Source organism: Planococcus notacanthi, from assembly GCF_030407825.1.
Taxonomy (GTDB): domain Bacteria; phylum Bacillota; class Bacilli; order Bacillales_A; family Planococcaceae; genus Planococcus; species Planococcus notacanthi.
Genome location: NZ_JASDCQ010000003.1, coordinates 382,524 through 403,580 on the forward strand (window position 1 = coordinate 382,524; position 21,057 = coordinate 403,580).

A 21,057-nucleotide genomic window follows, 5' to 3' on the forward strand; every position below is an offset into this window, starting at 1 on the left:
ACTTACATGAATATGAAACTTATACAGGGAATAGGCATTGCCTTATTAAGTATCACTGCCTTGACCTTCTTGATCTTTGGTTACCTGGAAGTGGCAGTATTGTTTATGACGCTGTTATTTGTGTTGACAAACAGTTTTCGTTATCGACACATGAAAGCACAAGGAATGCACCGGGAGGCAAAATGGATGCTCGGTATGGCTATCATTTTCGGACTGCTGTTCTTTGTCGTGTTGGCAACCATTTTAATGTAGAATGAAAAACAGCGCTATCTCATTGAGATTGCGCTGTTTCTATGTATTCGTACTTTTCTTTCGAGCGTTCTTCTAATAGTGTATCCAACCGGTTCATCAACACCTGGATATCACGTTCCGATATATGATTCAATGTTTCCAACTCCTTATGTGTTTATACTTAGTTATTCGTAAAAAACATGGGGCTTAGGGGGGTGTTTAAATAAATATAAGTAAAAATAATGGCCGTTAAATTTTTAAGTGAGTCAAAACTGTTTACAGATTGTTCGAAGAGTTCTTTTCTAGAAAAAAATTCGATCCATTAGAGAAGAAAAAAGCTTGGGAAAAATGCTACTTGTTACGGAAGAAATCCACCAACAAGAATGATAGAATAATAAAGAAGCTGATAGAAGGAAGGCCTAGTATGAAATCTATGGGTACAAAAAAACCAAAAGATAAAAAGTTCTATATAAAATGGATGGTGATTAGTTTGTCAGCAATAATGGCTTTTTTAGCAGCGGCGTGGTTTTACATACATGACTGGGATATGGAAAAAAGCATGACAGCTTTAGCAGAATCGTTGACAAGTGAAGAACCCGCTGAAGAGATGAAGAAAGAGGAGCCTGTAGAAATACCGGCTGAACCTAAAGAAACAGAAGAACCCGCACAAGAAGAACCGGCATCAGAAGAAAAAGCAGATGCGACCATTTATCCTGAAGACAGTGTGCTGCCCGCAGAGCCCACTTTAATCAATGGTGTACTTATCGCCAATAAGCAGCATCCATTGCCTGCAACATACGCTCCTGGGGAAGTCCCGGAAGCACGTGCAGCTTTTGAAACCATGAAAGCGGCAGCTGCTAAAGATGGCCTCAACCTGAATGCATTCAGCACGTATCGCGATTTTGCACGCCAAAAGCAATTATATGAAGGCTACACAGCAAAAGACGGCCAAGAAGCGGCAGACCGCTACAGCGCGCGCCCTGGTTATTCGGAACATCAGACGGGCCTCGCATTTGATATCGGTGAAGCAGGCCAAGAACAGCACTGGGCTTCCTCGTCCTTCGGTGATACTGAAGGAGGCAAGTGGCTGAAAGCGCACGCCCACGAATACGGGTTCATCCTTCGCTATCCAGAAGGCAGTGAACACATTACAGGGTATATGCATGAAGCTTGGCATTTCCGTTACGTAGGGAAAGAAATTGCTGAAGAAATTCATCAAAAAGGAATCACGCTTGAAGAATATTTAGGTGTATAGAAAGGAAAAACGTCTCCGGTTTATCGGAGACGTTTTTCTTTGAGTAAAATATTGGGGACTCTTTATCATTTTTTAAGTCGTAACTTTCTATTGTTATAAAATAGGCGCCAGTAAACGGGCAATCGACTCTTTGGTTTTAATCATGCGGGTGCGGTCCAAATACATCATATAGGTTAATTCCGTCGAAAGCTTCATATCCCGGTGGAATAGTTCTGCAAGATCGGTGGATACTTTTTCATCGTAAATGAATGCATTCACTTCGAAATTCAATTTAAAGCTTCTGACATCGATGTTAGCAGTGCCGACGGTAGACGCTTTGTTGTCTGTAACAATCATTTTTGTATGCAGAAAGCCGTTGTCATAGATGAAGACGCGGGCTCCTGCGCGCAACATTTGGCCAGCGTAGGAATAAGTAGCCCAATAAACGAAAGGGTGATCGGGTTTGTTTGGAATCATAATCCGAACATCGATTCCTGACAAAGCCGCAATGCGGATAGCATCATAGAAACTGGCATCCGGTATAAAGTAAGGAGTTTGTATGTAGATATAATCGCGCGCCAAGTTGATGAGCTTCAAATAACCGTCCTTAATCTGTTCCCATTCTTCATCCGGTCCACTCGAAACAATCTGCATGGAAGTGTTTCCTGTTTCCTGTTTTACTGGAAAGTAAGCTTCGTCATATTCGATATCATGACGCGCAGATGCTTGGTTCCAGTCTCGGATGAAACGCGTCTGCAATGGGTAAAGGGCACTTCCAGTTATTCGCAGATGCGTATCCCGCCAATAGCCGAATTTTCGGCTAAGCCCTAAATATTCATCTCCGACATTAAAGCCGCCGAGATAACCGACGTCCCCATCAATCACCACGATTTTCCGGTGATTTCGGTAATTGAGCCGCGGATTGATAATCGGCAAGATGGAAGGGAAGAAGGTTTCGACTTCTCCGCCTGCCGCCGTGAGTTTCTTGAACAGGCGTTTGCTTATTCTTCTGGAACCCATATCATCATAAAGCAAGCGAACCTTAACGCCTTCTTTAGCTTTAAGAGTCAAAGCATCTACAATTCGGTTGCCCAGTTCGTCCAAACGGAAAATATAATATTGGATATGGATGTGATCAGTGGCATTTTCGATATCCTGAAGAAGCGAATTGAACTTTTTTCGACCATCATTAAAGATCTGCAAGTTGTTGTCTTGTGTCAACAAAGCTCCGTTGTTGCGAAGGTGGAGGTAAACCAAGTCCGTATAGTTTTTTGCATTGGGATCCTGAAATTCAAAACTGTTGTCATGCAGTTCGTTCATTTGCGTAGCGATCAAGTGTTCAATACCGACGCGTTTGCTGCCTTCCCATTTAAAAAGAGTTTTCTTGCGGAGCTGCCTTCCCAAAAGCAGGTAAATAAAGAATCCTAAAATAGGAATGAAAAATAGGACCAGCAGCCATGCCCATGTGGAAGAGGCATCCCGTCTTTCTAAGAAGACCAGAGCTGCTGCCAGAATAACGTTGAATATGAAAATCGCGGCAGTTAATACACTGAAAATAGTTACAGTCATTGTCATTCTCCTAACTTATCAATCTATGGGAGAAACCAAACCAATAAAATTAAGGGTTTCAAGCGGAATTACTCGCTTTTTCTTGGATAGTTCAAGTATAAACTACCCGGGTTATAGAGAGAAGAAACTAATGGTATAGAAAAAACTTCCTCTTGTCTGAAGGGAAAACTAAAAGATTTAAAAAAACCGGCCTCCTGATAAAGCGAGGCCGGAAAAATCAACTTAAACGTTCTTCTTGTTTCAATTGTTCGACGATGCCTTCGACTTCCTGGCGGCTCATCTTTTCTTTTCCGGATTTCAATGCTTTCAACGTACTATGGGCTAAAGCTAACGGAACTTTACAGAACATGAGAATTCGTTTGTTTTTGATCGGCTTGACGTAAAGGTCTGCTTTTGCCAAATTGTCTTTAGCGTAGTTGAACATATCTTCGCGCGTCCAGCCTTCAGGAACAAACGTGACGCCCCGTTCGAAATCTTCATCGTAATTGCGCAGCATGTTGACAGCTTGCAATCCACGGCCGAAAGCAATGGCGTGGTCATCATTTGTTTCTGTTCCATCGTACCAGCGCCAGATATCCGAAAGCATCGTTCCGACAAGGCCAGCTACATAATACGTATATTCATCCAGGTCTTCTTTTGTTTTGATAACCCAGTCCTTTTCAACCCATTTGGCCATGCCCCCGGCCATGATGGCAGTGGACTCCATCACTTTTCCTCTTATTTCTTCAGGGCAGACACTGATCCAGTCAGCTAAACGCATAGTGACAGGGGGCAGGGATGCTTCATAAGGAGAAACGAGTTCCAAGTAGCGGATTTCATCAAAATCTGTAGCCAGCATTTCTTGAATGCTGCGCAGCAGGTTGATTTTCACTTGGTCTTCAAGCTCCGGATGGTCTTCAATTTCATCAATCGCCCGCATACAAAGATAAGCAGAACCGACTGTTTTCTTTAAGGTAGATTCCAAAAAGCTGATTGGGATGAAAAAGGTCCGGCTTGTTTCTTTCAGCATAAGCAAGGACTCTTTCTGTAAATTCGAAACTTTGCTCATCTCAATTTCCTCCTGTTGTGGATTGACGTTTATTCTTCTTATGTACAAAAAATATCTGGTCTAAAAATGGCTTCCTACTAAATATAAACCATACAGGCGAAAAAACAAACGATTACCCATAAACGCCAACTTTTGAATAAAAAAATAGCCCCTTTGAACACATTTTTCATGCTCGTAAGGGGAAAGGTCAGTCGGTATGGAAATGGTTCCAGGCTTCCAAGATGCCTCCTGCATATTTTTCTTTGGCTCGGTAAATGAATGGATGTTCTGCTTGTGCAAGCAATTCCGGTTGAGCGTTCCCGACGATGACAGATGGAAACCCCATCGTGAGCATTTCAACGTCGTTTCCGGAATCGCCAGCTACCAGCAATTTGGATTCGGCTAGTTGGTATTTGTCCAGAATATATTGAAGGGCTTGTCCTTTTCCGCTTCCTGGAGGAAGAACATCGACATCGCGGCCGCCGCTGTAAACGAGTTTATGTGGAATTTCGGCTCTATTCAGTGCTGAGCGAAATGCTTCCACAACAGCGGAATCGGACGTGATATAAGAACAGCGGTTAGTTAAAGGAAGATCTTGGGGAGTCAGCCCAGGTATGCGCTTGGCGATCTCCTTTACTTTTTCAGGCTGCCACCTTTCCTTCAGCTGTTCTGCCCATTCCAAATCTGCTTCCAATGATTGGCCTGTGTAAATGCCAGTCCCGACGTCTGTAACCAGTACGTGAGGAACTGGTAAATTCTCTTCTTTTATCAAAGACAAGGCGGATTCATAATAGCGCCCAGTAATGTAAACCAGTGAAACCTTGTAGGTCTGGCTGTCGTAGAAGTCCAGCAATGCTTTTAAATTGCCTTTATCACCGACCAGCGTCCCGTCCAAATCTGTTGCTAACAAATGCGTTGCTCCGTGCACCAATGATCACCTCATACAATGAATTTATCCGATTGGAAATTGAGTCCCAATCAAAGTCTTTACGGGCTATTTGTACCGCTTGTCGGCTTAAACGTTCAGTCAAAAGAGTATTTGCTGATAAAACACCCATGGCGATCGCCAAATCGATTTCGTTTTCTGTTTCGACCAGTAAGCCGGTAACGCCGTTTTGGACAACATTCTTCAAACCGCCGACATCTGATGCAATCACCGGACTGCCGCAAGCCTGGGCTTCCGCGGCAACCATTCCAAACGATTCGTAGAAGCTTGGTACGATTGTAGCTGTAGCTGAATTGAATAGCAACGCCAACTGTTCCTGAGACTGTGGCCCGATGAATTCTACCATGTCTTCGATGCCTCTAACGGCTTCCCGTAATTTTTTATCTCTAGGCATTTTAGTTTCCAGGTCAATAGCTTCTGCATCTCCTCCTGCAATAACCAGATGTGGAGTATTAGAAGAATCATTTTTTTCCACCAACAACTGAAAAGCTTTTAACAAAGTGAAAATGCCTTTGGTTACTTCCAATCTTCCGGCAAAGACAAAGAGGGGATTGCTGTAGCCAAATTTTTTGCGCAAATGCGCCCGGTTGCCACGCACTTTAAATGCCTGGTCCACTCCGATGGGGATAACTTTGATGGGAGAAGGAGAATCAACAAATCTTTTAATCAGCTGCTTTTCGTTGTTGGTAGTGGCCAAGACCTGATCAGCATTTTTTAAAATTGCTTTTTCCGCATTGATGCGGCGCTGGTCATGGACTCCCGTTGCTTTTTCTTTTGCCCAGCCGAGTGAATGCGCAGTATGCACATAAGGCAGACCGAAGTCTTTCTTCAATTTTTTCCCGATTAGTCCTGATAACCAGTAATGGGTATGGGCAATGTCATAAGAATCAATATCTACCATGCTCTTCAACTCTTCGTAAAAAGCAGGGAGCATAGAATACATTTCGTCCTTAGAAACGAATCCTCTATGTCCAGCCTCAAGTCTAATGACGCGGCATGAATTTCCGAATTCTTCTATTTGAGGTGCTGAGGAATCGCACCAATGAGTTGCTACATCTACCTGCCAACCTTTATCTTCTAATGCAAGTGCTAGTTGTTTTACGTAATTATTTTGGCCGCCGGCTTGCTTTCCGCCTAACTTAGCCAATGGATCGCCATGATCCGAAATAAATAATGCTTTTTTACTCATCAGAGCTCAACTCCTTTTCATCGTCCTGATGTCCCTAATAAAACAGAGACTGCTTTACTGTTATACCCGTATTAAATAAATGTTAAACATCGTATTTCGAATTTTCCTTTTTTTAAGATAACATGAAAATCAGCAAAAAACAGCAGAGGGTTAATCTCGCTGTTTTTTGCTGGAAATTGAATGGCGCTGTTTCTATAACTGACTAAATCTATGGCTCCATGGGATATTCCTTTTTTCTCTCTGTAACAGACTTTCTTTATTTTGTATGGACATACTTTCCGTAAGCAGGCACCGCTGTCTTCTGGAAGTTTTCCGCGAGTGAAACCAATCCTTTGGCGAGTGCCGCCCCTTTCATTGGTTTGCCGTGCCCAGTTGCTGCGATAGACGGTTGGAGGTCCGCCAGTTTGCAGACAGATTCCCAAGCAGCACGCCAATTTGTCGTTAAATAGACCGGGGGACCGTGAACTTCTTTTTTCTGGCGTATCACTTTGTAGAGGGAATCCTGTTTAACCGTCACAAAAGCATCTCCAGCAATCAGAACGCGACCTTGTTCCCGGAACAAGGAAACGTGTCCTTCTGAATGGCCAGGCGTATGGATCCATTGCCAACCAGACATACCCGGCACACTGCCATCTGAAGGCAATTCATGAAGGTGGGCCGTGATATCGATGGCCTTAACGGGGAACATCTTCGACATTTTTGCGACCATGCCACCTTCCACAGACGAATCAGGCTGTGGATAGTCGGTGATGCCTTTCAAATACGAATATTCAAGCGGATGTGCGTAAACCGGTACTTTGTACTGTTCCAGAATATCAATCAGTCCGCCGACATGATCAAAATGGCCATGGGTTAAAATGATGGCTTTCAATTGATGGTCAGGCCCAAAGCGGTTCTCTGCCGCCTTGAGGATTTTTTTTGCGGAATGCGGCATGCCTGCATCGACCAATACCCATTCGTTGCTGACTTCGGGGTTGCCGATAAAGAAGACATTCGCGATTTGTACGGTATAGCAGTAAACATCAGGGGTCATTTCGATTCCCGATCCGCTTCGAATGGACGTCATAGGCAAAATGCTTTCAGTTGCTGAACTTCTTTCCATAAGACTGATTCCTCCTCTTAAAAACTTCCGTTTACTTTCTAGTATGTTAAGCTTTACCCCAAAAACTAACATTTGAATCCGTTGACGGACAAATTCATGGAATAGGTTTGAGTCTCCTTGCTTACTGGATTAGAATGAAGACACAAGTCTTTGTGAAACTGGGTGTTTAAATGAAATCATTGATTATTATTGGATCAGGAATACTAGGGGCTTCTGCTGCATATCATGCGGCTAAAGCCGGAGCACAAGTACTATTGATAGATCGGGGCGACAAAGGGCAAGCTACGGGAGCGGCGGCAGGAATTGTCTGTCCATGGATTTCGCAACGGCGAAACAAAGCGTGGTACGGACTGGCAAAGGGCGGTGCCAAATATTATCCGGAACTGATTCGTGAGCTGGAAGCTTTAGGGGAAACGGATACGGGTTATAAGCAAGTGGGAATCGTCAGTATCCATGAAGACAGCAAGCTGGATAAGATGGAGCAAAAAGCTCATGAACGGCGTGTAGATGCACCGGAAATGGGGGACATCCAGCGGTTGTCGCCGGATGAAACAAGAGAGCTCTTTCCATTTGCAACGGAAGAATATGGTTCGTTGTGGGTCAGCGGTGCCGCACGTGTCGATGGCCATGCCATTCGCGATGCGTTGATTTCAGCAGCTGTAAAACTGGGAGCGCGACGCCTGACAGGCAATGCGGAATTGCTTATCGAAGAATCACAGGTGATAGGGGTCACCATAGGCGGGGAACGTTTGCTGGCAGATCGGGTCGCTTCAACAGGAGGCGCCTGGGCAGCTGACTTGTTCAAGCCTTTGGGGTTGGATTTGGACATTGTTCCTCAGAAAGCCCAAATCCTTCATTTGCAGGCGGAAGGACAGCCGACCGGCAACTGGCCGGTTGCAATGGTTCCTTACGGCCAATACATCGTCCCTTTTGATGACGGAAGAATCGTGGCAGGAGCCACACATGAAAATGGCGCCGGTTTTAATGAGAAATTGACGGCAGGCGGCATGCACCACATTCTCGATAAAACATTGGAAGCAGCTCCAGGGCTTGCGGGGACTGAAATCGCGGGAGCGGCTACAGGCTTCCGCCCAGCAACGACAAGTGCCTTGCCCTTTATCGGACGAGTGCCGGGACAGCCCAACTTTTTTGCAGCCAATGGTCTGGGAGCTTCAGGGTTGACCGCTGGACCTTACCTGGGAGGACAACTGGCAAAGCTGGTGCTGGGGGAACCTGTTGATATCGATTTGAGTCTTTATCAAGTAGAAGAAGCAATCAAGAGCTGAAAAGGGGGCGGACAGCTATGTATTGGTGCAAGATTGCCCGGACGCAAGCTGAATTCGATGAGATTGCACGCCTGAATTATGAAACCTTTGTCGAAGAAATTCCCCAACATGAGAAGGAAGCCAGTGGTATGCGCACCGATCCTTTCCATGAGCAGAACACCTACCTGATTGTATTGTCGGGGACGGACCTTGTGGGTATGATTGCGCTGCGTTCTGAGCGTCCTTTTTCTCTGGATCTGAAAATCGGGAAAGTTGAAGCATTGTTGCCGGACGTCGGCCGCATCTGTGAAATTCGCCTATTGGCAGTCCGTAAAGAACACCGCAACGGCCGTGTCTTTTTCCTTTTAGCCAGCGCATTATCCGATTTCTGCCTGGAGCTGGGCTTTGACTCGGCAGTCATTTCCGGAACGACTCGGCAATTGAAGCTGTATGGCCAATTGGGTTTTCGGCCATTTGCGGATCCGGTTGGAAAGGGTGAAGCCATCTTTATTCCAATGGTCACCACTGTAAGCCAATACAACGCTTCTGTCGCAGCAAGGCTGCAGGTGAAACGCCGGTTGTTCGTCCCTGGACCTGTCGCATTAACTGCGCAGCTGGGGGAACCTTTTCAACAACCGCCGGTTTCCCACCGGTCAGCGGCTTTCCACAACATTCGGAAGGAAGTGGACCGCTTGCTCTATGGCATGGCAGGCTCGACGCCTTATTTGCTCGCTGGAAGCGGAACCTTGGCCAATGAAGCGATGCTTTCACAAATCAAGCGGCTGGACGCTAAAGGTCTGGTTCTGGTAAACGGGGAATTTGGCAGGAGACTGGCCAATCAGGCAGAACGCCTCAACTTGGATTTTAAAGTGAAGGAAGAAGTCTGGGGCCAGGCATTTGATTTTGACATGATAGCGGAACAGCTGGGTGCGGAAGGGTATGGCTGGGTGCTGATGGTTCATGGTGAAACCTCAACCGGCCAACTGAACGATTTTCGTCGGTTGGCGAATGTCTGTAAACAGCAGAAGATCCGGCTATGTCTGGACTGTATCAGCAGTTTTGGCGCATTGCCATTTTCGTTGGAAAATGTCTGGATGGCGACCGCGGCAAGCGGCAAGGCCATCGGAACAATGAGTGGAATCGCCATCGTCTTTGCCCACCATGAGATTCAACCGGATCCCAACTTGCCGAGCTATTTGGATTTGGGACTTTATTTCGCCAATATTCCGTTTACGTTTCCTGCCAGTTTGCTGGAAAGCCTGAAGCGGGCATTAGGCGCTTACCCCTTGCGCTGGGAGCTTTTGGAGCGGCGCTTCAGGCAGCTGGAAGCAGATACAAAGGACTGGCCTGTGCTGGCTGCCGGTTACCCGACATCCCGGACTTTCCAGACAACAACCAACACTGAATTTTTGGCTCAGGATGCCCATTTATCAGGATTTGAGCTTCATTCAGCAAGTGGTTATTTGAGGGAACGTGGTCTTTTCCAGGTATCCTGCATCCAGCCGGAATTTGAAAAAGACTGGGCGCAGTTCCTGGAATTCCACGATTGTTATCAGCGTTATCATACAACAGCAAAAGCCCGCCATAGTTGATGGCGGGCTTTTGCTATGCGGTCATTTGCTCATAGACTTTCAGGATGAGCGTTTTGTGTGGCGAATCGGGCATGGGCTGGATCAGCTCTTTAGCGATTGTGGCATGCTTTAGCGCCAATTCATTTTGGCCAAGCTCTGCATAAACCAGTGCCAGATAAGCGTCTTTTTCATAATGAACCGATAAATCATAAGGGTGGTGCAAGAACTCCCAAAGCTTATGTTTATTCAGCCATATCAAAGCATCTTCGAACTGTTCAAGCCCGTACAAGGCTTTTCCTTTTTCCAATGCGAATAAAAAGATGCTGTCTTCCGGATGTTTTTCCAAGTTCTTTTCAACTAAAGCCATGGCTTTTTCGTAGTCGTGAGCAAAAGAATTCAGGTAATGGATTTCAAGGGCATCCGCAACCGCGTTGATTTCTTCGTCATCGGTAAAATCAGCGAACAGGCGAAGCTTGGAAATGTAGAAATCCTTATTGACGATATCTCCGTTCAAGATAGCCTGAAACCCAGCCAAGCGATAAAGCGCATCAATTCGGTAAAACAGCTGTTGTTCTTTGGAGTAAGTGATGGCTTCTTCCATTAAACGTTTCGAGTTTTCTCCATCTCCGACAGCTGAGTAAAGAATAGACTCGTAATAATCAAAATCCAATTTCTTCAAGGGATCCAACATGCCGGTGCGTTCTTCAAAAGTGCTCCGGGATTCCTGGATGATGGTCAGGGCTTCCTTATAGCGATGTTCTGTGAAAGCCATTAATGCCCGGAAAATGTAAAGGTCAGCACTTTGATTGATCATGTGCAGGCTTTCGTAAATTTCTTCAGCCTGCGCTAAAGGGATTTGCCAATCATTCTGCTTGGTATGGTAGCTGCAACGGCTGTAGATTTCAAGGAGCCGTGCAGATTCGTAGCGAAAAGGCAGTTTGTCAATATAAGGTTTTATTTTGCCGGCAATTTTTTTGTACTTTATGATCAGCTCATTGCTGATCATTTCTTGCGTATAAAGTTGTTCAATCTCTTTTAATAAATCTCGCAATTCATGGGTCGGAATGTCTGCCAACAATTCGTTTCGGTCCACTTCCAAGCGTTCAGCTATATAAGCAAGGCTTTCCATGGAAGGGTTTGCCTTATTGTTTTCAATCAAACTCAGCATGCCTTTTGTCAGCTGGTCGCCTGCCAGAGCCTGCAGTGTTAATCCTCTTTGTTTGCGTAAATTTCGGATGCGTTCACCCAAAGTAGCCATTAACTCACCTGTCCTTTCGATAGTTTAATTATATTAAACTTTTTATTGCAATGCTAGTTTTCTCGTGTTATATTTTGTTTAATTAAATTAAACTTTCACTGGGGAGTGGAAAAGAATGAATGAGGCAGCACGCATCAAACAAGCAAGTTATCATCTGTATACGTTTACAGCCAGCAAGTTGATTTCGACATTCGGCAGTTCTGTCTACGCATTTGGCATCAGTTTATACGTATTGGCGTTAACTGGATCAGCTGCGAGTTTCGCGATTAATTTGATCTGCAGCATTTTGCCGCGATCGCTACTGGCGCCTTTTGCAGGGTACACCGCGGATAAGTATTCGAAAAAAACCATCGTCGTTCTGTCTCAAGTGGTCAGTATGTTATCAGTTGCAGGATTGCTCATTTACAGCCTGCTGAATGGCTTATCGCTGACGGCCATCTATACGACGACTGCGCTGCTGTCCATCAGTTCAATGTTTACCGGTGTCACATTTTCTTCTTCAATCGCCAATCTGATTGACCCAGACCGAATCCAACGGGCAATGGGCTTTAACCAATCAGCGATTTCCATCGCTGCAATCGGTGGGCCGGTGGTCGGTGGCATGCTCTTTGGATTTGTTTCGATGAATGTCTTTTTAATGATCCAAGCAGGGGCTTATGCGATTGCGGTTCTGCTGGAGTCGACAATGAACTTCAAGTTGTACACCGTCCGCGCTGAACGAGCAGTAGGCGAAGCGACAAAGACCATGCTGACAGAAATGAAAGAAGGATTCTCTTATTTAAAATCCAATCGCGTCATAACCGTTATTGTAACGGTTGCTATTGGCATCAATTTCTTTTTCTCCTCTATGATGATCGGTTTGCCCTTTATCGCAGTTCAGCAATTAAATGTAAAAGCCACGCATTTTGGGATGATTGAAGCGATGATCGCAGTAGGGATGCTGGCAGCTTCCATCTATTTTTCAATCAGCAAGGAAGTGAGATTTCCTTTGCTGTTTGCTAAGAGAGGAATACTGGGGATGTCCGTGTTGCTTGCGGGGATGGCAATTCCTTTAATTGTTGGCATGTCCTATGGGGTAATGGTCGTTTATTTCCTGTTGCTCATGCTGACTTTCGGTATGACAAACGTGTTTGTCAACACGCCGATTGGTGTCATGATGCAGAAAGATGTGGATGAGGAATACCGCGGTCGTGTTTTCGGCATTCTCGAATCGATGGCGATGGCTATGATGCCGCTCGGTTATCTTTTATTCGGCTTGCTGTATGATGTGGTGCCGGCAGAATATGTGGTAGGGGCAAGCAGCTTTTGCCTTATTGTGTTAACCGGATACTTGATGCGCCCGTCCGTTCTTAAGGAAGCCCATCCGGAGCTGCAAAAGAATCTTTCAAATCAGCCAGAACCTCTGTGAAAACAGAAGTTCTGGTTTTTTATTGGCAGGTTTATTTTGTAAGAATAAGGGAAAAACGTAAAACAATCTGAAATAAATAGTTGGAGGGATAAAATGGAGAAAAATAAACCTGAAAATATACCCGCGCAGGAACAGGAACGGCAACCGGGATTTGAATCGGAAATGGAGCCGAAACCTGATTTTAAAGGAAATTTGGCCGGACAGGCACAGCGGCTGCCGAATAAGACAGCTTTAATAACCGGTGGCGATAGCGGAATCGGCCGTTCAATTGCGCTTGCTTTCGCTAAAGAAGGAGCAGATGTGGCAATTGCTTATCTGGATGAACACGAGGATGCTGAAGAGACGAAGAAATTTGTCGAACAGGAAGGACGCCGTTGCCTGTTGATTTCAGGAGATTTGGGAGATGAATCCTTCTGCCAAGAAGCGGTCGGAAGAGTGGTCGATGAATTCGGAAAATTGGATATCCTGGTCAATAACGCAGCAGAACAGCATGTCCAGGAATCTTTGAAGGATATTACTGCCGAGCAGTTAGAGCGGACATTCCGCACCAATGTATTCAGTATGTTCCACCTGACAAAAGCCGCACTGGATCATCTGAAGGCTGGCGCATCCATTATCAATACGACATCCATTACAGCTTTTCGCGGAGAGCCGACGTTGATCGATTATTCCTCGACCAAAGGAGCCATCCTGGCTTTTACACGCGCGTTGTCAGGCTCACTTGTAAAAGAAGGAATCCGAGTCAATGCCGTAGCGCCGGGACCTATCTGGACCCCGCTGATTCCGGCATCTTTTGATGCAGAAACGGTAGAAGGGTTTGGCAGCGACTCGCCGATGCAGCGCCCGGGACAACCGGACGAACTGGCGCCCGGCTATGTCTACCTGGCATCCGACGACTCCTCTTACGTAACTGGCCAGGTCCTGCACATAAACGGAGGATCACCTTACTAAGGAAAAGCGGAAGCTGCCAATAGCAGAAGCTAACCTAAGAGCGCGACGTCGTGTCGCAACGGTTAGCTGACTCGCATCCTGCGAGCCTCCGACAGGCGTAAGACGATCTGGCGAAGCGGCGTACTTTGCCCCATAGCCAGAGTGGCTTACGACCCGAGGAGCTGGCAGCTGGAGTCTGGACAATGAAGAAAAGCGGAAGCTGCCGCACAGCTCCGCCCACTATAAGCACCATGTAAAAAAATAGGTCTGCATCTTCTCAGATGCGGACCTATTTTTATGCGCTTCTTTTTAGAATCTATCAAAACCGAAAATATATATTATTAAATACCTATGATTATTGTCTAGAACACCTCTTTTGTGGGTAGCCCATTACTAAGGATACACAGCCGGTTAAAAAGGGGAGGTGTCGAGTATGGGGACGGAAGAGCGGAGTACGCCGTTGAAAAAGCATATTTGGAGTTTGGTGATTTTGAATTTCCTTGATGGCTTTTTGACGTATATGGGCCTTTCTTTTGGCGCCATTACAGAGGCCAACCCACTGCTGGCTTCCTTTTCTCCACTGGCTCTCCTGGTGACTAAATTCCTGTTGTCCCTGTGCCTATTCGGCTTTCTGTATACACCGTTTGTCCGCATACAATCCCGCAACTGGCGCTACACCCTCATTTTAGTCAATACACTTTACTCCCTCATACTCCTTCTTCATTTATTCTGGCTATTGATTTTATTTACCTGACAGATCAGATCCGCTAGCTATTGAACATAAAAAAAGGCGTCGCGGAAAGCGACGCCTCAGACTGAAGACAAAGTCTTTACAAAATGAATAGTGGTGCATACCCCCCAACCGGTCCGGCCACTTCGCGTTCCGTGGGCTCAGCTTCAGTCTCCTCGTCACTGCGTTCCTGCGGGGTCTTCAGCTTCCGCTGTCCCACAGGAGTCTCGGTGGCCAGCCCGATCGGGGACGTGCAGCTCCAATCAAAGAAAAGGGCTTGCTAGTCAGGATCCGCAAACCATCGTCTCAATAAACTTGATAACTCCTTCATACAAAGATCCGTAGCGCAAGGCGGCGTCTCCTGCGGAAGAACGGAGTGATGAGACCCCGCAGGAGCTTGCGACGAGGAGGCTCAGCGCTTCGTCCACGGAAAGCGTCCGTCTGGAGCGCAGGATCCGGCATAACGATGCCCGTTCGGCTATTCATTCTAGAAATAACATAAATATTCTTTTGTCTACAAGCTCAGGCGTCGCGGAAAGCGACGCCTTTTCTTTATTGTGGTAAATAAAGCGGCTGTCCATTTAAACAGGGGCGCCGGCTTTTTCGGTCGTGCGCAAAGTTTTATTGGAAGCTTTGTAGAGAACAATCAAGAGAATGCTGGCCAGGGCGAGAGCTGCAGACAGATAATAGATACTGCCAGCTTGGATGGTCAAGAGCCAGGTGAAGGACAACGGGCCGATGATGCGGCCGAGATTGTCCATGGAATACGTCATGCCTGCAGCTGTGCCGTATTTGCCGCCCGATTCTTTTGACGTCAACGATACTAATGCTGTCCGTGCCAACGCATTTCCAGCCGTAAAGATACTGAGTGCAACACCGGCAAAGACCAGGCTGCTAGTAAAGGGAAGAATCACCAATCCAAGAGCGGTGACGACTTGTGCGCCGATGATCCATTTCGTTTCGGTGCCGTCTTTAATGCGGCGAACGACACCGCCTTGGATGGCAGCATCCACAAATCCGCTGGCCATAAACAAATAACCAAGTTGAAGCGGCGTGATTTCAATTTGATCGATTTGAAATAATTGAAAAGTCGATTCCAATCCCGCGAGCAGAAACGTCACCATGAAAGAAAACAGGAACAGATAACGGATGCGGAATTGCCAAAGCGTACTGGAGCCTTTGGGCAAAAGGGCACGCTTCACCGCTTCACCTTTGCGGACCGGTTCTTTTAAAACCAGGCTCGCATAACCCATCAGCAATAAGATCAGAACTGCGGAAGCCGTAAATGGCAAGGACAGCGACACGGCTCCCAGCAGACCGCCGATTGCAGGTCCGAAAATAAAGCCGAGGCCAATGGACATGCCAAGCAGGCCCATGTATTTATTGCGCTCTTCATTTGTTGTGATATCTGCTACATAACCGGTAACAGCTGTATACAGTGCGCCAGAGAACAGACCGCCGACAATTCGTGAAGCATAAAGCAGCACGAGGTTATCAAGAAAAAGCGAAAACAGGAAGAAGCTCAAGCTGAATCCGGCCAAGCCTAGAAGAATCAGTTTCTTGCGGCCGGTTTTATCAGATAGCTTGCCCCAAAGCGGCGCTGTGAAAAAGGAAGACAACGCATAAATAGTGATCAAGCCACCAACGTGAATTTCCGAGTATCCTTGCTGGACGATGACTTCGGGTAAAATAGGTATGATAATGCCGAATCCCAGGTAAACGAAAAACTGGACAGACATCAGAAGTAGAATAGTTTTTTTCATAATAAGGAATTCCTGCTTTCTCAAAAGAATATGCCCTCATTTTACCCTTGTTTCAACGTTAGGACAATGACATAAAAAAGAGGCCCATTTCGGGGCCTCTTAGCGCTTCATCATTATTTATTCAATTTTACCCGCTGGAGGCGCAAAGCATTCATGACAACCGATACGGAACTGAACGCCATCGCTGCACCAGCAAGCCATGGAGCCAGAAAACCGGCTGCGGCAATCGGGATGCCGATGGTGTTGTAAGCAAGGGCCCAGAATAGGTTCTGTTTAATATTCCGGACGGTCAACCGGCTCATCTGTATCGCATCGACCACTCTCAATAAATCGCCCTGCATCAAAGTAATATCAGCAGCTTCCATGGCGATGGCTGTTCCTGTGCCCATCGCCATGCCGACATCAGCGCTTGCTAACGCAGGAGCATCATTCAATCCATCGCCTGCCATGGCGACGCGGCGGCCTTGGCCTTGGAGTTTCAAAACGACATCCGCTTTTTCGGCAGGCAGGACGCCGGCAAATACTTCATCGATTCCGACTTGTTTGGCGATGGCTAAAGCTGTCCGTTCTTGGTCTCCAGTAAGCATGACCACGTGAAGTCCCATGTTCTTCATTTCCTGAATCGCTTGCTTCGCTGTTTCCTTGATGGTGTCAGCAACGGCGATCAAGCCGGCATACTGTCCATCAACTGCCATGAACATAACGGTTTTGCCATCCCGTTCCATCGCTTCAGCTTTGGTTTCATCTACTGCATGCCCGTCCATCAAACGGCGATTGCCCATGACCACTTCATGGCCACTAACCACAGCACGGATGCCGTGTCCGGGCACCGCTTTGAAAGAATCGACATTCAAGTTAGCTTCGCCAAATTCGGAAATAGCTTGAGCTACAGGGTGTTCAGATTGGCTTTCGGCACTGGCTGCCAGGTTTTTTAAGTTTTCCAGATCAAATCCATCTGCTGGGATAAAGTCCGTTACCACTGGACGGCCATTGGTGATGGTGCCTGTTTTATCCAAGACAATGGTATCGATATGCTTCGTATTTTCCAGGGATTCGGCTGTTTTAAACAAAACGCCTTGTTCAGCAGCTCGTCCGGATCCCGCCATGATTGAAGTTGGTGTTGCCAAACCAAGTGCGCAAGGGCAGGCGATGACCAGCACTGCAATGGTGCTTTCAAGGGCAGCCGCAAAATTGCCGGGTGCAACTAGGAAATACCAAACCATGAACGTGATAATGGCAATTCCCACAACAATCGGAACGAAGATGCTGGAAATCTGATCAGCGAGCCGTTGGATTGGTGCTTTGGAACCTTGCGCCTGTTCGACGACGCGGATGATGTTTGACAAGACGGTATCTTTTCCAATTTTATCGGCACGTACACGCAAAGAACCATTGGAATTAACGGTGGCCGCAAAGACGGCATCGCCTTGTTCCTTATCGACCGGCAAGCTTTCACCGGTCAACATGGATTCATCAACAGCTGAGTTGCCGGAAAGGACGGCGGCATCAACCGGGATGGATGCACCCGGTTTAATCAGCAGGATGTCTCCAGTTTTAACTTCGGAAATCGGCAAACTGATGAAATCATCGCCGCGTTCAACTAATGCATGCTGCGGCTGCAGCTTCATCAGCTTTTTAATGGCATCGGAAGAACGTCCTTTAGCTCTTGCTTCAAAAACTTTTCCTAAAATGATCAACGTGATCAGGACAGCGCTGGTTTCGAAGTACAATCCCATATTATGGCCCATATTCCAATTGGCTAAAACCAGGTAGACGCTATAGAAGTAAGCAGCGGATGTTCCGAGTGCGACCAGGACATCCATATTTGCTGATTTGTTTTTTAGAGCAAAATACGCACCTTTATAGAAAGAAGCGCCTATCCAAAATTGGACTGGTGTAGCCAACGCCCACTGCACGAGTGGATTCATGAGGATATCCGGTACATACATCCAGGATGTAAAAGAGAAATGGCTGAACATGGTCCACAGCAATGGAAAGGAGAGGGCAGCTGAAATCCAGAACAAACGGGTTTTCTTTTTTATTTCCTGTTGTTTATGGTCCGTTGCTTCATCGCTTTCCTGATTAAGGACTGCGTCATAGCCGAGCGATTGGATCCGCTTAACAAAATCTTCTGGAGTGACGGTGCCGGGATTATACAAAACATGACCGGTTTCCATTGCCAAGTTAACGTTGGCCAGTTGAACGCCCTCCATTTTATTCAATACTTTTTCAATGCGGGCAGAACAATTGGCGCACGTCATGCCTTGGATTGAAAAATCGATTTCTTCCTGTTGGACACCATAGCCCAATTGCTCCACTTTCTTCTGCATATCGGTCATCGAGGCCTGTTCATCATCGTAGACTACAGATGCTTTTTCGGTAGCAAAATTGACGCTGGCTGCTGAAACGCCGGGTAATTTTTGGAGGCCTTTCTCTACGCGGTTGGCGCAGGCAGCACAGGTCATACCGGTAATGGCCACTTCCGTTTGTTTAGTACTCATCACAATCCCACCTTTTCCATCGGCATATACCTAATGGGGGTATATTATTTTCAAAAAAATAACCGCGTTTCCGCAGTTATTCACTTAAAGTAGCTACATCGTATCCTTGATCTTCGATTGCTTCTGCAATTTGGCTAACTTCCACTGCGGAAGCGTCATAAGCGATATCTACTGAACCATTTTCCAAAGAAACTTCTACTTTATCGATTCCTGGCAATGCCATCACGCTGTCTTTTACTGAGCTGACACAATGTTGGCATGACATGCCGCTGACTTGCAAGTTGATTTGTTCTTTCAAAGTGAATTCCTCCTTGTTATTTACGCATCATTTTTTGAATCGTGACTAACAGTTCGTCCAAAACTTCTTCTTCGCCATTTTCAAGGCGATCTTTGACACAGCCTTTTAGATGGCCTTCAAGCAGCACTTTCGTGACACTGTTCAATGCTGACTGAGTAGCCGCGAGCTGCGTGATGATGTCATCACAATAAACATCTTTATCTATCATACCTTTTATGCCCCGGATCTGGCCTTCCACACGATTGAGCCGAGTGGTCAAATCGCGTTTCACAGAAGGAGGATGATGGCTTTTTCGGCAAGATGCATCGAGTGCAATGGTTTCTTCGATCAATTCGCTCATCTGAAGATCCTCCCATACTTAATTTCTAATTCGATTATACCTCACAGGGGTATGTGAATCAAGAGATTTACACATCCTTATTATTTGTCATCAAAATGATAAGTTTAAAATCCTGAAATGATGGTATTATATGCATAGACACAGAAAAGTCAACAATAATACTTCTGCCTGTGAAACATGGCAGTTTGAAATACGTCTTTATAAGTACTAGAAATGACAAAGAGGTGATATGGATGGCGAAAAATGTAGATGTTCGCAGCATTGTTTCAAATTTATCGAAACTGGGAATCCAAGCAAAAATCACAAAATCTCGCGTGGAATTAATAAAAGCGATTGCCTTGCCTCAACCGATTCAAGCGCAGTCTCAACAATAATAAAACTCCGACGCACGGCGTCGGAGTTTTTTATTTTTTATTTTTATCGAACATATAGTTCTTATGATGGAACTTCATACTGAAGACAATTCCGAGCGCCAGCATATTCCCGATCAATGAACTGCCTCCGTAACTGATAAAAGGCAAAGGAATTCCTGTAATCGGCAAAAGCTGGATAGTCATTCCGATGTTTTGGAATACGTGGAACGTCACCATGGCGATGATTCCTGCGCATACATAAGTGCTGAATGTATCTTTAAACTGCAAGGTGATTTTGGTCAAATGATAGATCAACATGAAGAACAGGATAATCACTGCGCTGGCTCCGATAAATCCGAAGTCTTCCGATATAACAGTAAAGATAAAGTCCGTATGGTTTTCTGGAACATAAACTTGGCGCCCTTGGTAGCCTTTGCCGAAGACTTCTCCTGAACCGATGGCATTCATCGCAGCAATCAGGTTATATCCACCGGATTCCGCATAGGAATAGGGATCAAGCCACGTATAAATTCGTTCGAACATATAAGGTTTTAACCCAAAAGCATTGGACAGGAAGTCTTGTGCGTTGATGGTCATCCATAACAGTAATCCGCCGATGACCGCGACTCCTCCGAAACTTGGTACAATGATCTTCCAGGAGATTCCTGAAACAACGACGATAGCCAATGTAATGGCAATAAACACGAGTGCAGTACCAAGGTCGGGCTGAAGCAGGATAAAACCGAGCGGAATCCCTACACAAAGAGCGATTTTTCCGAGTAAATAAAAGTCGGATTTGATGGTTTTCAGCAGGTTTTGCTCGTGATGGGAAGAAATCATTTTTGCCAATGCCAATATATAGAAGGTTTTCATGAACTCCGCTGGCTGGATATTGACGAATGGCGTATGGAACCATGCTTTGGCGCCGTTGACCGGTTCGGCGATCTGACCGACACCGTCTGGCGATATCATCAACAGGATCAGCAGCAAGATGCCGAAGCCGTATAAATAATAAGCCATTTTCTTATATTGTTCAGGATCGAAATACATTAAAACGCCAATCATGCCCACAGAAATAATGTAAAATAAAGCTTGTCGCGGAACAAAATTCGTTAAATATTGCCCTGAAGTCTGGGCAGAAGAAATAGCCACTAAACTGACGATGAAGAAGAGGAATAAAATGAAAGCCAGCGACCAATCGATTCGGTCGGTGAAGCTTTTGTTAGTTTGCATGTATTTTCACCTGTACTTTTTATTATTATGAGTCGCACTATATTATAACGTATAAATCTGTAATATGCGCATGACAAAAGTAATGACGCAATTAGAGCAGAGATGTTTC

The 21,057-nt window shown here is 45.9% G+C and carries 19 protein-coding genes; 8 read left to right on the plus strand and 11 right to left on the minus strand.

Going from position 1 to position 21,057, the window contains the following annotated elements:
• Positions 1 to 6: 6 nt before the first annotated feature.
• Together QMA01_RS13210 and QMA01_RS13215 are read left to right on the plus strand one after the other, a co-directional pair.
• Complete coding sequence (locus tag QMA01_RS13210; protein WP_191715548.1) at positions 7 to 252, plus strand: hypothetical protein; 246 nt, start codon at positions 7 to 9, stop codon at positions 250 to 252.
• A 403-nt stretch (positions 253 to 655) separates the two neighbouring features.
• Entirely contained in the window at positions 656 to 1,486 is an 831-nt protein-coding gene (locus QMA01_RS13215) for a M15 family metallopeptidase (protein ID WP_301610454.1), read from the plus strand.
• Between the two features lie 93 nt (positions 1,487 to 1,579).
• Here the strand turns inward: QMA01_RS13215 and cls are convergent, their stop codons facing one another.
• The 5 genes from cls to QMA01_RS13240 form a co-directional block, all read right to left on the minus strand.
• On the minus strand, positions 1,580 to 3,034 hold the full coding sequence (gene cls, locus QMA01_RS13220; RefSeq protein WP_191715550.1) for a cardiolipin synthase: 1,455 nt from the start codon (positions 3,032 to 3,034) through the stop codon (positions 1,580 to 1,582).
• A gap of 217 nt (positions 3,035 to 3,251) precedes the next feature.
• On the minus strand, positions 3,252 to 4,082 hold the full coding sequence (locus QMA01_RS13225; RefSeq protein ID WP_191715552.1) for a squalene/phytoene synthase family protein: 831 nt from the start codon (positions 4,080 to 4,082) through the stop codon (positions 3,252 to 3,254).
• Positions 4,083 to 4,269: 187 nt separating this feature from the next.
• Positions 4,270 to 4,971, minus strand: coding sequence for an HAD-IIB family hydrolase (locus QMA01_RS13230; RefSeq protein WP_290186747.1), 702 nt, complete (start codon positions 4,969 to 4,971; stop codon positions 4,270 to 4,272).
• Positions 4,934 to 6,196, minus strand: coding sequence for a glycosyltransferase (locus tag QMA01_RS13235; RefSeq protein ID WP_191715554.1), 1,263 nt, complete (start codon positions 6,194 to 6,196; stop codon positions 4,934 to 4,936). Before QMA01_RS13235 ends, QMA01_RS13230 begins: the two co-directional genes overlap by 38 nt.
• Before the next feature lie 256 nt (positions 6,197 to 6,452).
• Positions 6,453 to 7,298: an MBL fold metallo-hydrolase gene (locus QMA01_RS13240; RefSeq protein ID WP_191715555.1), complete on the minus strand. Its 846-nt coding sequence runs from the start codon at positions 7,296 to 7,298 to the stop codon at positions 6,453 to 6,455.
• Positions 7,299 to 7,468: 170 nt separating this feature from the next.
• On the opposite strand from QMA01_RS13240, the gene QMA01_RS13245 reads away from it, so the two are divergent.
• The gene (locus QMA01_RS13245) at positions 7,469 to 8,584 is read left to right on the plus strand and encodes an NAD(P)/FAD-dependent oxidoreductase (protein WP_290215182.1); all 1,116 of its coding nucleotides are present in this window, start codon (positions 7,469 to 7,471) and stop codon (positions 8,582 to 8,584) included.
• 17 nt (positions 8,585 to 8,601) lie between these two features.
• Positions 8,602 to 10,155: an aminotransferase class V-fold PLP-dependent enzyme gene (locus QMA01_RS13250; RefSeq protein WP_290215183.1), complete on the plus strand. Its 1,554-nt coding sequence runs from the start codon at positions 8,602 to 8,604 to the stop codon at positions 10,153 to 10,155.
• A 13-nt stretch (positions 10,156 to 10,168) separates the two neighbouring features.
• Here QMA01_RS13250 and QMA01_RS13255 read toward each other — a convergent pair whose 3' ends face one another.
• Positions 10,169 to 11,392: a helix-turn-helix domain-containing protein gene (locus QMA01_RS13255; RefSeq protein WP_290215184.1), complete on the minus strand. Its 1,224-nt coding sequence runs from the start codon at positions 11,390 to 11,392 to the stop codon at positions 10,169 to 10,171.
• Between the two features lie 115 nt (positions 11,393 to 11,507).
• On the opposite strand from QMA01_RS13255, the gene QMA01_RS13260 reads away from it, so the two are divergent.
• From QMA01_RS13260 to QMA01_RS13270, 3 genes are all read left to right on the plus strand, one after another.
• The gene (locus tag QMA01_RS13260) at positions 11,508 to 12,800 is read left to right on the plus strand and encodes an MFS transporter (RefSeq protein WP_290215185.1); all 1,293 of its coding nucleotides are present in this window, start codon (positions 11,508 to 11,510) and stop codon (positions 12,798 to 12,800) included.
• Positions 12,801 to 12,893: 93 nt separating this feature from the next.
• Positions 12,894 to 13,751 carry an SDR family oxidoreductase gene (locus QMA01_RS13265; protein WP_191715560.1) on the plus strand — a complete coding sequence of 286 codons (858 nt, stop codon included), beginning with the start codon at positions 12,894 to 12,896 and terminating at the stop codon, positions 13,749 to 13,751.
• A gap of 412 nt (positions 13,752 to 14,163) precedes the next feature.
• Positions 14,164 to 14,484 carry a DUF5658 family protein gene (locus QMA01_RS13270; RefSeq protein ID WP_191715561.1) on the plus strand — a complete coding sequence of 107 codons (321 nt, stop codon included), beginning with the start codon at positions 14,164 to 14,166 and terminating at the stop codon, positions 14,482 to 14,484.
• Between the two features lie 557 nt (positions 14,485 to 15,041).
• Here QMA01_RS13270 and QMA01_RS13275 read toward each other — a convergent pair.
• The 4 genes from QMA01_RS13275 to QMA01_RS13290 form a co-directional block, all read right to left on the minus strand.
• Positions 15,042 to 16,223 carry an MFS transporter gene (locus QMA01_RS13275; RefSeq protein ID WP_191715562.1) on the minus strand — a complete coding sequence of 394 codons (1,182 nt, stop codon included), beginning with the start codon at positions 16,221 to 16,223 and terminating at the stop codon, positions 15,042 to 15,044.
• Positions 16,224 to 16,336: 113 nt separating this feature from the next.
• A complete protein-coding gene (locus QMA01_RS13280; RefSeq protein ID WP_290215186.1) occupies positions 16,337 to 18,724 on the minus strand; it encodes a heavy metal translocating P-type ATPase in 2,388 nt (795 codons plus the stop codon).
• 76 nt (positions 18,725 to 18,800) lie between these two features.
• Positions 18,801 to 19,022: a copper chaperone CopZ gene (gene copZ / locus QMA01_RS13285; protein ID WP_191715564.1), complete on the minus strand. Its 222-nt coding sequence runs from the start codon at positions 19,020 to 19,022 to the stop codon at positions 18,801 to 18,803.
• 16 nt (positions 19,023 to 19,038) lie between these two features.
• The gene (locus QMA01_RS13290; protein WP_191715565.1) at positions 19,039 to 19,362 is read right to left on the minus strand and encodes a metal-sensitive transcriptional regulator; all 324 of its coding nucleotides are present in this window, start codon (positions 19,360 to 19,362) and stop codon (positions 19,039 to 19,041) included.
• 233 nt (positions 19,363 to 19,595) lie between these two features.
• Between QMA01_RS13290 and QMA01_RS13295 the strand changes: the two genes are divergently transcribed.
• The gene (locus tag QMA01_RS13295; protein WP_191715566.1) at positions 19,596 to 19,736 is read left to right on the plus strand and encodes an Lmo0850 family protein; all 141 of its coding nucleotides are present in this window, start codon (positions 19,596 to 19,598) and stop codon (positions 19,734 to 19,736) included.
• Positions 19,737 to 19,766: 30 nt separating this feature from the next.
• On the opposite strand, the gene QMA01_RS13300 is transcribed toward QMA01_RS13295, so the two are convergent.
• Positions 19,767 to 20,948, minus strand: a complete 1,182-nt coding sequence (locus QMA01_RS13300) for an FtsW/RodA/SpoVE family cell cycle protein (protein ID WP_191715567.1) — start codon at positions 20,946 to 20,948, stop codon at positions 19,767 to 19,769.
• Positions 20,949 to 21,057 lie beyond the last annotated feature (109 nt).

Bases quoted from the DNA above. Each gene is read 5' to 3' on its own strand.
- QMA01_RS13295 (WP_191715566.1), top strand. From the start codon at position 19,596: ATGGCGAAAAATGTAGATGTTCGCAGCATTGTTTCAAATTTATCGAAA.
- QMA01_RS13240 (WP_191715555.1), bottom strand. From the start codon at position 7,298: ATGGAAAGAAGTTCAGCAACTGAAAGCATTTTGCCTATGACGTCCATT.
- QMA01_RS13260 (WP_290215185.1), top strand. From the start codon at position 11,508: ATGAATGAGGCAGCACGCATCAAACAAGCAAGTTATCATCTGTATACG.
- QMA01_RS13250 (WP_290215183.1), top strand. From the start codon at position 8,602: ATGTATTGGTGCAAGATTGCCCGGACGCAAGCTGAATTCGATGAGATT.
- QMA01_RS13235 (WP_191715554.1), bottom strand. From the start codon at position 6,196: ATGAGTAAAAAAGCATTATTTATTTCGGATCATGGCGATCCATTGGCT.
- QMA01_RS13215 (WP_301610454.1), top strand. From the start codon at position 656: ATGAAATCTATGGGTACAAAAAAACCAAAAGATAAAAAGTTCTATATA.
- QMA01_RS13280 (WP_290215186.1), bottom strand. From the start codon at position 18,724: ATGAGTACTAAACAAACGGAAGTGGCCATTACCGGTATGACCTGTGCT.
- QMA01_RS13265 (WP_191715560.1), top strand. From the start codon at position 12,894: ATGGAGAAAAATAAACCTGAAAATATACCCGCGCAGGAACAGGAACGG.
- QMA01_RS13270 (WP_191715561.1), top strand. From the start codon at position 14,164: ATGGGGACGGAAGAGCGGAGTACGCCGTTGAAAAAGCATATTTGGAGT.
- QMA01_RS13245 (WP_290215182.1), top strand. From the start codon at position 7,469: ATGAAATCATTGATTATTATTGGATCAGGAATACTAGGGGCTTCTGCT.
- cls (WP_191715550.1), bottom strand. From the start codon at position 3,034: ATGACTGTAACTATTTTCAGTGTATTAACTGCCGCGATTTTCATATTC.
- QMA01_RS13225 (WP_191715552.1), bottom strand. From the start codon at position 4,082: ATGAGCAAAGTTTCGAATTTACAGAAAGAGTCCTTGCTTATGCTGAAA.
- QMA01_RS13290 (WP_191715565.1), bottom strand. From the start codon at position 19,362: ATGAGCGAATTGATCGAAGAAACCATTGCACTCGATGCATCTTGCCGA.
- QMA01_RS13255 (WP_290215184.1), bottom strand. From the start codon at position 11,392: ATGGCTACTTTGGGTGAACGCATCCGAAATTTACGCAAACAAAGAGGA.
- QMA01_RS13210 (WP_191715548.1), top strand. From the start codon at position 7: ATGAATATGAAACTTATACAGGGAATAGGCATTGCCTTATTAAGTATC.
- QMA01_RS13300 (WP_191715567.1), bottom strand. From the start codon at position 20,948: ATGCAAACTAACAAAAGCTTCACCGACCGAATCGATTGGTCGCTGGCT.
- QMA01_RS13275 (WP_191715562.1), bottom strand. From the start codon at position 16,223: ATGAAAAAAACTATTCTACTTCTGATGTCTGTCCAGTTTTTCGTTTAC.